Origin of the sequence: Aquabacterium sp. A7-Y, assembly GCF_026153205.1 — a bacterium.
GTDB lineage: Bacteria > Pseudomonadota > Gammaproteobacteria > Burkholderiales > Burkholderiaceae_C > Caldimonas.
Genome location: NZ_JAPFBW010000051.1, coordinates 24,531 through 34,461 on the forward strand (window position 1 = coordinate 24,531; position 9,931 = coordinate 34,461).

Annotated in this window: 8 protein-coding genes; 3 read left to right on the top strand and 5 right to left on the bottom strand. The window is 68.6% G+C overall.

What is annotated here, in order from left to right:
• The first annotated feature begins 31 nt into the window (after positions 1-31).
• The gene (locus OOT46_RS28980; RefSeq protein WP_265407100.1) at positions 32-1,252 is read left to right on the top strand and encodes an AGE family epimerase/isomerase; all 1,221 of its coding nucleotides are present in this window, start codon (positions 32-34) and stop codon (positions 1,250-1,252) included.
• Between the two features lie 10 nt (positions 1,253-1,262).
• Here OOT46_RS28980 and OOT46_RS28985 read toward each other — a convergent pair whose 3' ends face one another.
• Positions 1,263-2,525, bottom strand: coding sequence for a putative Na+/H+ antiporter (locus OOT46_RS28985; protein ID WP_265407101.1), 1,263 nt, complete (start codon positions 2,523-2,525; stop codon positions 1,263-1,265).
• 227 nt (positions 2,526-2,752) lie between these two features.
• On the opposite strand from OOT46_RS28985, the gene OOT46_RS28990 reads away from it, so the two are divergent.
• Positions 2,753-3,196 carry a twin-arginine translocation signal domain-containing protein gene (locus OOT46_RS28990; protein ID WP_265407102.1) on the top strand — a complete coding sequence of 148 codons (444 nt, stop codon included), beginning with the start codon at positions 2,753-2,755 and terminating at the stop codon, positions 3,194-3,196.
• A gap of 55 nt (positions 3,197-3,251) precedes the next feature.
• Here the strand turns inward: OOT46_RS28990 and OOT46_RS28995 are convergent, their stop codons facing one another.
• Positions 3,252-4,844, bottom strand: a complete 1,593-nt coding sequence (locus tag OOT46_RS28995; RefSeq protein WP_265407103.1) for an alpha-amylase — start codon at positions 4,842-4,844, stop codon at positions 3,252-3,254.
• A 233-nt stretch (positions 4,845-5,077) separates the two neighbouring features.
• Positions 5,078-7,072: an alcohol dehydrogenase catalytic domain-containing protein gene (locus OOT46_RS30840; protein ID WP_322114306.1), complete on the bottom strand. Its 1,995-nt coding sequence runs from the start codon at positions 7,070-7,072 to the stop codon at positions 5,078-5,080.
• 103 nt (positions 7,073-7,175) lie between these two features.
• Between OOT46_RS30840 and OOT46_RS29010 the strand changes: the two genes are divergently transcribed.
• Positions 7,176-8,066, top strand: coding sequence for a LysR family transcriptional regulator (locus OOT46_RS29010; RefSeq protein WP_322114307.1), 891 nt, complete (start codon positions 7,176-7,178; stop codon positions 8,064-8,066).
• 52 nt (positions 8,067-8,118) lie between these two features.
• Here OOT46_RS29010 and aroC read toward each other — a convergent pair whose 3' ends face one another.
• Together aroC and OOT46_RS29020 are read right to left on the bottom strand one after the other, a co-directional pair.
• The gene (gene aroC / locus OOT46_RS29015) at positions 8,119-9,225 is read right to left on the bottom strand and encodes a chorismate synthase (protein WP_265407105.1); all 1,107 of its coding nucleotides are present in this window, start codon (positions 9,223-9,225) and stop codon (positions 8,119-8,121) included.
• A 129-nt stretch (positions 9,226-9,354) separates the two neighbouring features.
• On the bottom strand, positions 9,355-9,819 hold the full coding sequence (locus OOT46_RS29020) for a CBS domain-containing protein (RefSeq protein WP_265407106.1): 465 nt from the start codon (positions 9,817-9,819) through the stop codon (positions 9,355-9,357).
• Positions 9,820-9,931 lie beyond the last annotated feature (112 nt).

A 9,931-nucleotide genomic window follows, 5' to 3' on the forward strand; every position in this document is an offset into this window, starting at 1 on the left:
CGGGCGCCGCCCGGCGTTTTTCATTGGCTTGATGCAAACCCTGCCTCGCTTTCGCTCCGCGACCTTCCTGAAAGAGCACATCTTTCACACGATGGCCTTCTACCATCCGACCTGCATCGACAAGCGAGGCGGCTACTTCCAGTACTTCCGGGACGATCGCAGCCCTTACGACCCCGAGCGCCGGCGCCTGGTCAACACCACGCGCTTGATCTTCAACTACGCGATGGCCTTCCTGCATTTCAGGGCGCCGAGCTACCTGGAAGCGGCGCGCCACGGCCTGCGTTTCCTGCGCGAACAGCATCGCCATCCCGACACCGGGCATTACGCCTGGATGCTGCACGTCGAAGACGATGTCGAGGGGCGGCGCACCGCGCAGGTCGTGGACGACGCGCAATACGCCTACGGCCTGGCCTTCGTGCTGCTTGCCTACGCGACCACGCTGAAGGCCGGCGTCAGCGAGGCGCGGGCCTGGCTGGACGAGACCTGGGAGCAGCTGGAAAGCCGCTTCTGGGACGCGGGCGCCGGCCTCTACGCCGACGAAGCTGCACCCGGGGGCGGCTGGGCCGCCTATCGTGGACAGAACACCACGATGCACGTCTTCGAGGCGCTGCTGGCCGCACACGACGCCACCGGCGAGGCCCGTTTCCTCGACCGGGCCGAGGCGATCGCCAAGCGCGTGACGGTCGAGTTGACCGAGCACACCAACGGACTGGTCTGGGAGCGCTACCGGCCCGACTGGCAGCCGGACTGGGAGTACCACCGCGACAACGGCGGCGACACCTTCCGGCCCTGGGGCTTTCGTTTCGGCCACCAGACCGAGTGGGCCAAGCTGCTGCTGCTGCTCGACCGGGTGCGGCCCTTGCCCTGGCTGCTGCCGCGCGCCCAGGCGCTGTTCGACGCGACGATGACACGCGCCTGGGACGCCGAACGCGGCGGCATGTTCAACCGCATGGCGCCGGACGGCAGCATCCACGACGGCCGCAAGTTCTTCTGGGTCCAGTCCGAGACCATGGCGGCAGGCGCGCTGCTCGGGCAGCGTACCGGGCTGCCGGTCTACTGGCGCTGGTTCGACCGGCTCTGGTCCTACATGTGGGACTACCTGATCGACCATGAGCACGGCGCCTACCACCACATGCTGGGGCCCGACAACCGCCCGGTGGGCAACGACAAGAGCCGCACCGGCAAGACCGACTACCACACGCTGGGGACGGTCTATGTCGCGCTGACGGCCTTGCCGGCCGCCGCGACCTGAGGTCCCCGGGCTAGAGCAGCAGGAAGGCCGCGGCCGCCACGGTGGTGGGGAGCAAGGCGCCTGCCAGGAGGCCGCCGGCCCCGATGGTCTCGTCCGAGAAGCCGTTTTTCAGCAGGGCGACGCCGGCCGGGTTCGGTGCGTTCGCGATGACCGTCAGCCCGCCGCCTGCCACCGCGCCCGCGACCAGCATGTACTTGGACTCGTCCTCGATGCCAGCGATCAAGGACCCGAGATAGGTGAGCGCCGCGTTGTCCGTGATGGCGGTGAGGCCGAGCGAGCCGAGGAACAGCGCCAGCGGTTCCAGGCTGGAAACGATGGGCTGCAGCCACCAGCGCTGCATGCCGCCGAGCACCACCAGACCCGCCAGGAAAAAGCCGACGAGCAAGGCTTCCTTGACGATCAGGGGACTCTGGTGGCGCTCGTAGGCCTGCGCGAAACCCAGGAACATCAGGAAGAGCCCGAGGAAGGCCACGGGGTGGTGAGCCAGCAGCACCACGCCGGCCAGCAGGGCCAGATGCACCGCGACCACGGGCAGGGGCACGGGCGCGCCAGGCGTTTCCTCGCCGGACGGCAGCGGCGCCTGCGCCAGGTGCCTGCGCAGCACAAAGGCGCAGATCGTCGCGTTGACCACCACCGCAACGGCGGCCTTCCAGCCGAAGGTGGCGAGCATGAAGGCCGTGTCCCACTGCCAGGTGCCGGCGACCATCAGCACGGGCGGGGCCGCATACGAGGTGAGCGTGCCACCGATGGAGACGTTGACGAACAGCACGCCCAGCGCCAGGTACTTGACGGTCTCCGGCATCCGGGGCCGGAAGATCTGCGGCGCGAGCATCAGGGCCGCGATGGTCATCGCAGCCGGCTCCGTGATCAGCGAACCCAGCAGCGGCACCGCGGCGAGCCCCAGCCAGGCCGTGGCGAGCGGCGTTGGCAGCGGCAGCAGGCGAGCCGCCGCGTCCACGGTCTTCAGCACGAACTGGAGGACCGGACGTGAGGCGGCGATCACCATGACGACAAACACGAACAGCGGCTCGGTGTAGTTCCGCGATTCGGCATAGCCGAGCGCTGCGCTGCCGCCGCCGACCAGTGCCATGGCGAGCACCAGCACGATGGCCCAGAAGCCGAAGACGACTTCGACCTCGCCGAGGAGGTGAAAGAGACCGGCATGCCGGGGATAGCGGTGGGAGAGCCGCTCGAACTGCTTGGCAGAGAAGGTGTGGAGCAGCGCGACGGCGAAGAGTGCGGCCGCAATGGTTTCGATCAGGTGTCCAGTCATCGGAGCGGGTCGTGGTTCAGCCGCGTGGCGGCCCGACCGACGCAACAACCTGCCGGCGGCGCGGAGCCGCATCGACACCCGCGCCCAGTTTAACTCGAAGGAAGCGGGACGCTCCTCGCCGGAGGGTGAGGTCGCCAGCGGCAATCGTTGCGAAGAGCAACAGCGTGTCGTCGCCGCGATGGCGCGACCCGTTATTCCATAGGTATGAACGCCCGGAGTGGACCCCCATGACCCAGCCATCCAGACGCCGCTTCCTCACCTTCTGCACCGCCGGCGCGCTGGCGTCGGCGCTCGCCGCCTGCGGTGGTGGCGGCGGCGACAGCGACAGTGACGTGGGGGACGAGGAGCCCCTGGTTGTCTATCACGGATCGACCCTCATCGTGGACGGCGTCGAGTACCCGGCAGAGCCGCCCCCGTCGGAGCCCTATTACGCGGCGTCGGTCCTCGTGGAGCCTGAGGACGAGGAGGAAGCGGCCCACACCCTGGCCGAGCTGGGTCTTGCGGTGATCGCGGACTACGAAGACGAAGGTCTTTGGCTCGTGCAGGTTCCCACCGGGTTCGAAATCCAGTGGACCCACGCCTTGCCGGAACAGCCGGGCATCGCGGACGCGTTCCTGAACGGCGCCTACTACCGGGAGCGAGCGGCGGCCGCGAAGCGCGTGCGCACCTGACCCCGTCGTCCCCGGCAGCTCTCCAGGCCTCGTTGAATCCGGGCCGGCTCCGCCCTCAGCCGCCCTGCCCCACGCGGGCGCCGACGTGGAGGGCCGCGGCGCCGTTGGACGGGGCCGTCAGGGTGACGTAGCCGGCACCATCGACCGTGACCACGTTGCCGCTGCAGTGGCCGTTGCTGAAATCGCCCGAGATCACGTCGCAGTACCGGCCCGCCGGCAGGCTGGTCTTGAAGTGGCGGGTCAGCGCTCCGCCTTCCTTGTTGATGACCACGAAGCCGGCATTGCCCCGACCGAAGGCGATCTGGTTGTTGCCGTTGTCCCACCAGTCAGTGACGGCCCAGTGGTCGAGGGTCGCGTTGCGGAAGCCCACCATGTTGCCGATGCCCCGCCAGCGGTGCTCGCAGACCCAGCCGCCGATGCTCTGGTTGAAGCAGGCCGGGCTGGACACGCCGCCGTCCCAGGGTCCCTGGGTCGCGCCGCCGCCGTAGTGCGGCGGGCCGAAGCTGCTGTCGTAGGCGCTGCTGCGCTTGTAGGCATAGCTGGACATCAGCTGCGGGTAGCCGTAGGGCCAGGCCAGCATGAAGATGTTGGCGAGGTCATAGGTCGAGCCGTCGTGGTAGGTGATGTAGCTGCCGCCGCCGCCATGGCCGCGCTGCTTGTCGTGGTTGTCGATGAAAGCCACCGCCTTGCTGCTGGGCATCAGGCCCCAGCTCTCGCCGAAGCTGCGCAGGTCGGCCAGCCGGCCGCCCTTGAACTTGCCGTGGATCTGCGGGCCGTAACCGAACTCGGTGATGTTGACCTGGTTGCCGTTCAGGCCGTCGTACTGGCTGGGCTGCACCGCCTCGCCCGGCGCACCGATCACCTCCAGGAACCAGTACGGCTTGTCGGCGCCCGCGCGCGAGTTGACGGTGTCGATGATCGCGGCGAGGTCGACCGGATGGATGTGCTTGGCCGCGTCGACGCGGAAACCCTTGACGCCCAGCCTGACCATCTCGACCAGGTAGTCGCTGATCTTGCCGCGCACATAACTGCTGCCGGTGTGCAGGTCCTGCAGGCCGGAGAGCTCGCAGTTCTGCACGTTCCAGGCGTCCTGGTAGTTGCTGACCGTGCAGACCGGCGAATGGAAGTCGTTGGCGCCGTAGAGGCCGGGGAAGTCGTGATGGCTCCATGAGCGCCCGGCGCTGGAGGTGCCGCTGCCGCTGGCCATGTGGTTGATCACCGCATCGACATAAACGCCGACGCCCACGGCATTGCAGCGCTGGACCATGTCCTGGAACTCCACGCGCGTGCCGCTGCGGCTGCGGTCCAGCTGGTAGCTCACCGGCTGGTAGCGCATCCACCAGGGATAGGGCGCACCGTCGCCAGTGGCGATCCAGGCGTGCTCGGTGGGCGGCGAGACCTGCACCGCGGCGAAACCCTTGGGGCCGAGGTAGCTCTCGCATTCACGCGCGACATCGGTCCACTTCCACTCGAAGAGGTGGACGAAGGCGGTGCGGGCGGTGGGCTGGGCCTGGGCGGGTGCGCTCGCCCAGGGGGCGATGCCGGCTGACGCCGCGAGGGCGGTCGACAGCGCCATACGACGCAGCGAAAACGGGAAAAGGCGGGGGCGAGCAAGCGGCTGCGCGGACGCGCAAGAGGGGTACAACACGGACTGTCTCCTTCGGTGCTAGGGGCAGGACGAAGGTCGTGGCGCCTCCTGTGTCCCGCGGTCTCGGGGAACCGGTTCGAAGGTTAGTCAGGCTGCCGGCGCAATGCACGCGTTTGCGCCATGACCCAAGGCATGTTGTGTAAGTAGTGTCGGAGCTTCAGCGCAAGCCGCTTGCAGGGCCGATGAGCGCGGCCGTCGTTTCGTTGGCTTCGAGGGTCTTCCCCTATCGCCCTTCAGTTCATCCGTACCACCGACTTGCCAGCTGGCCGGTGGCCCATGTGTCGTCGTTCAATCGCATCGACCAGCCGGCCGCGATCGAGCACCTCGCCGATGTGGCCGACCAGCCGCCCCTCGGCCACCTCCTGCGCGACCTGCGCAAGCCGGCGAGCGTCGGGCCGCATCGTGAACCACACCCCGCGTCCGCCGGGGGGAACACGCGCCTCGATGTCAGGGGCGCAGGTGCTGACGATACGCCCGGCCGGAGAGAGGGCGCGCCAGAGTCCCGCGAGCGTCTCGCCGCCCACCAGGTCGAGCACCAGGTCGACGCCCGTCGGGCCCCGCGTCGACAAGGCGAGCTCCGGCTCGATCACCTGCTCGGCGCCGAGCGCACGCACGTGCTCGGCGTTCGATGCGCGGGCGGTGGCCAGCACACGCGCGCCCGCACGCTTGGCGAACTGCACGGCGAAGCCGCCTACGCCGCCGGCCGCGCCATGGATCAGCACGGTCTCGCCACTGCGAAGTCCGCCTGTTTCCATCAGCGCCTGCCACGCCGTGAGCGACGCGACCGGCAGCGAGGCGGCGGTCACCAGGTCGAGCGCTTCGGGGACGTGCACCAGCTGGTCGGCGGGCACGGCCACGTAGTCGGCGTAGGCGCCCAGACGGCCCAAGGCTGCGAACACGCGAGTGCCCGGCGCGAACCGCACCGGATCAAGGTCCTCCGCCGCGTGCACCACCTCGCCGGCCAACTCGATGCCCAGCGTCGCCGGCAATGCCAGCGGGAAGGCCTGTGTCAGCGAGCCTGTGCGAATCTTCCCGTCCAGCGCATTGACCCCGGCCGCGCGCACATGCACCAGCACCTCGCCGGAGCCTGGCGTCGGCACGGGCACCAGATCCTCACGCAGGCCTTCCGACCCGCCGTAGGCATGCAGACGCAGCGTGCGGTTGGACCCCGGTGGCAGCAGCGGATAGTCGATGTAGCCGCCTGGACCGTCGCTGTAAAAGGTATCGCGGTCGGGGGCATTCAGGAGCGCGTCCAGCGCGAAACGCTGCACAAGGTCGGGGTTGGCCAGATAAGCGCTGCCGAACACGACTGCGTCAGCCTCGCCCTTCGCGATGTGGTGCTCGCCAGTCGCCTTGGACAGCCCGCCGCCCAGCAGGTACACGCCGGGAAACAAGGACCTCAGATGCTCGTGGTAGTCGAAGGCGGTGTGGGCCCCGGCCACGTGCAGGTAAGCCAGTTGCAGCGGCGCAATGGTGCGCACCAGATGCCCATAGGTCTCCACGGGCGTCGCGTCGTGGATGTCGTTGAACCCCATTTCCGGCGAGATCTTGATCCCTACACGGTCGGCGCCGATCTCCGCGGCCAGCGCCTCCAGCACCTCGACGATGAAGCGAGCCCGGTTCGCGATCGAGCCCCCGTAGCGGTCGGTGCGCTGATTGGTACTGGACGACAAGAACTGCTCCGGCAAGTAGCCGGAGGCCGCGTGCAGTTCGACGCCGTCGAAGCCCGCCTGCAGCGCGCGCCGCGCCGCCAAGCGAAAGTCCTGTACAAGGGCCTCGACCTCCTCGGTGGTCAGTGCGCGGGGTGTCACGAAATCGGCGGGTCCGGTCGCGAGCCAGGCCTGGCCTGCAGGCCGGATGGCCGACGGCGCGACCGGCTGGGCACCGCCCGGCAGCAGCGAAGGATGGGAGATGCGGCCGCAGTGCATCAGTTGCAGGAAGATGCGACCGCCCCTGGCATGCACTTCGCGGGTCACCTTTTGCCAGGCCTCGACTTGAGCGTCGGAATGGATACCCGGCGTTCGCACATAGCCCTTGCCCATCGCGCACGGAAAGGTGCCCTCGGTCACCAGCAGGCCCGCATCAGCGCGCTGTCCGTAGTAGGTCACCGCCAGCTCCGAGGGCACGCCCGTCGAGTCGTTCGCGCGGCTGCGCGTCATCGGAGCCATCACCAGGCGGTTGGGCAGCGTCATGCGGCCGATGCGAACAGTGGTGTGAAGCAGGGTCATCGGATTCTCCAAGAGGGGTTGCGATGCAGCCATGTTGAATTGCTCCCGACGTGGAATAAACGTGTTTCAATGGAATCTCTGATCCATTGATGGAGCAATCGACTTGGAGCTGCTCAGCAACATGGAGCTGTTCGTCGAGGTGGCGCGCGCCAAAGGCTTCCGCCGCGCGGCTGATGCCCTGGGCATGCCGAACTCCACCGTCTCGCGACGCGTGGCCGAGTTGGAGAAGGCGGTGGGCGTGCGACTCTTCCACCGCACCACGCGCCGGGTGGAACTGACAGAGGCAGGCAAGGTCTACTTCCAGCGTTGCGAAGGGCTGGTCGCCGAGGCGCGCGTCGCGCACGAGGCACTGCTCGAGCACGCAGCACAGCCCGGCGGCGTGCTGCGGGTGTCGATGCCGGTCGACCTGGCCATCACCTACCTCGCGGCGCCCTTGCGTGCCTTTGCCGAACGCTACCCGCTGATCCACTTCGAACTCGACCTGTCGGCGCGTCGGGTCGATCTGGTGGCTGACGGCTTCGATCTCGCGATCCGCCTGGGCGATCCGCCGAGCACGCCCTCAACGCTGATTGCAAGGCAGCTGGGCTCGCTGTCACGTCATCTCTATGCGTCGCCGCGCTACCTGCGCCACGCACCGCCGCTGCAGCACCCCCGGGACCTGGCTGGACACGACTGCCTGATGCTCGGCAACAGCGGGCCGTCGGCGTGGACACTGCGGTCGCGCCACCAAACGCTCACGGTGCCGGTCTCCGGCCGCTTCTCGATGAACAGCCTGGGGCTGTGCCGCAGGCTGGCCCGCCTCGGGCTGGGTATCGCCCCGATGGGCGTGGCGGATACGCGGGAGGAGAGGCGTTCGGGCGAACTGCAAAGGGTGCTGCCGGAGTGGGAGTTTCAGCCGCTGATCGTCCATGCCGTCACGGAATCGCGGCTGCTCCCGTCGCGGGTGCGGCTTTTCGTCGAGTTCATGGCCGCGGCGCTGGCCGCGGATCCATGACCGCCGCGACAAGGCCCGACGGACGCTGCGGCCGCGCCGCCCAGCAGCCGACTCAGGCCTCCGGGGCGCGTCCCGGGATGCGCGGCGTGTCGACCCGGACGTCGCCGCACTGCGCGCGGTGGCGCAGCGCGTGGTCCATCAGCACCAGCGCGAGCATCGCCTCGGCGATGGGCGTGGCGCGGATGCCGACGCAGGGGTCGTGGCGCCCGAAGGTCTCGACGGTCGCGCTCTGGCCCGCGAGGTCGATGGACTCGCGCGGCGAGCGGATCGAACTGGTGGGCTTGATCGCGATCGAGACTTTGATGTCCTGGCCGGTGCTGATGCCGCCCAGCACGCCGCCGGCGTTGTTGTTGCGAAAACCCTCCGGCGACAGCGAGTCGCCGTGATGTGTGCCCTTGTGGGCGACGCTGGCGAAACCCGCGCCGATCTCGACGCCCTTGACGGCGTTGATGGCCATCATCGCGTGGGCGATGTCGGCATCCAGCTTGTCGAACAAGGGCTCGCCGAGGCCCACCGGCACCTGGCTCGCTTCGATGTGGATACGCGCGCCGACCGAGTCGCCGGCCTTGCGCAGCCCGTCCAGGTAGTCCTCGAGCTGCGGCACGATGCTCGCGTTGGGCGCGAAAAACGGGTTCTCGGACACGTGCTCCCAGCTCTCGAAGGGAATCGTCAGCTCGCCCAGCTGTGTCATGCAGCCGCGGAACTCGGTGCCGTATTGCTGCCGGAGCCACTTGCGTGCCACCGCGCCCGCCCCCACCATCGGCGCGGTGAGCCGCGCCGAGGAACGGCCGCCGCCGCGCGGGTCGCGGATGCCGTACTTGTGCCAATAGGTGTAGTCCGCGTGCCCCGGGCGGAAGGTCTGCAGGATATTGCCGTAGTCCTTGCTGCGCTGGTCGGTGTTGCGGATCAGCAGGCAGATCGGCGTGCCGGTGGTGCGGCCCTCATAGACGCCCGAGAGGATCTCGACCGCGTCGGGTTCGTTGCGCTGCGTCACGTGGCGCGAGGTGCCGGGGCGACGACGGTCCAGCTCGGGCTGGATATCCGCCTCGGACAGCTCCATGCCAGGAGGGCAGCCGTCGATCACGCAGCCGATCGCCGGGCCGTGGGATTCACCGAAGTTGGTGACGCGAAACAGGAGGCCGAAGGTGCTGCCGGACATGGATGGGGGGCACAGACGTTGCAGGAGCGGTCGATTTTACGCGCCGTCGGCGCTGTGCCCGGTCCGCGCGCACCCGGGACCCGCGCGGACCGGCGCGCCAGGGAGCGGGCGCAGGAGCCCGGGCCAGGCTCAGAGGGTCTGCACCGGCTCGCCGCCGTCGGCGCCGGGCCAGTCGCGGATGTAGGCCTTGAGCATGCGGTTCTCGAAGTCCTGGCTGTCCACCACGGCCTTGGCGACGTCGTAGAACGAGATCACGCCCATCAGCGTGCGCTGGTTCATGACCGGCATGTAGCGGGCGTGCCGGCCCAGCATCATGCGGCGCACTTCGTCGATCTCGGTTTCCAGCGTGCAGGTGAGCGGCGCGTTGTCCATCACGGTGCGCACGATGGTCTGGCCGACCGCGCCGCCGTTGCGCACCACGGCCTGGATCACTTCGCGGAAGGTGAGCATGCCGACCAGGTCGCCGTGCTCCATCACCACCAGCGAACCGATGTCGTGCTCGGCCATCGCCTTCAGGGCCTCGGCCAGCGGCTGGTCCGGCGAGACGGTGAACAGCGTGCCGCCCTTGACCCGAAGGATGTCACTGACTTTCATGAGGAATTCTCCTTGAACCGGGCCTGCCCCGCTCGACCTGGCGGGGTCCGGCCGACGTCTCAATATAGCCCACAATGTCCGGCACCGGCCGGCCCGTAACGGCTGGAATTAC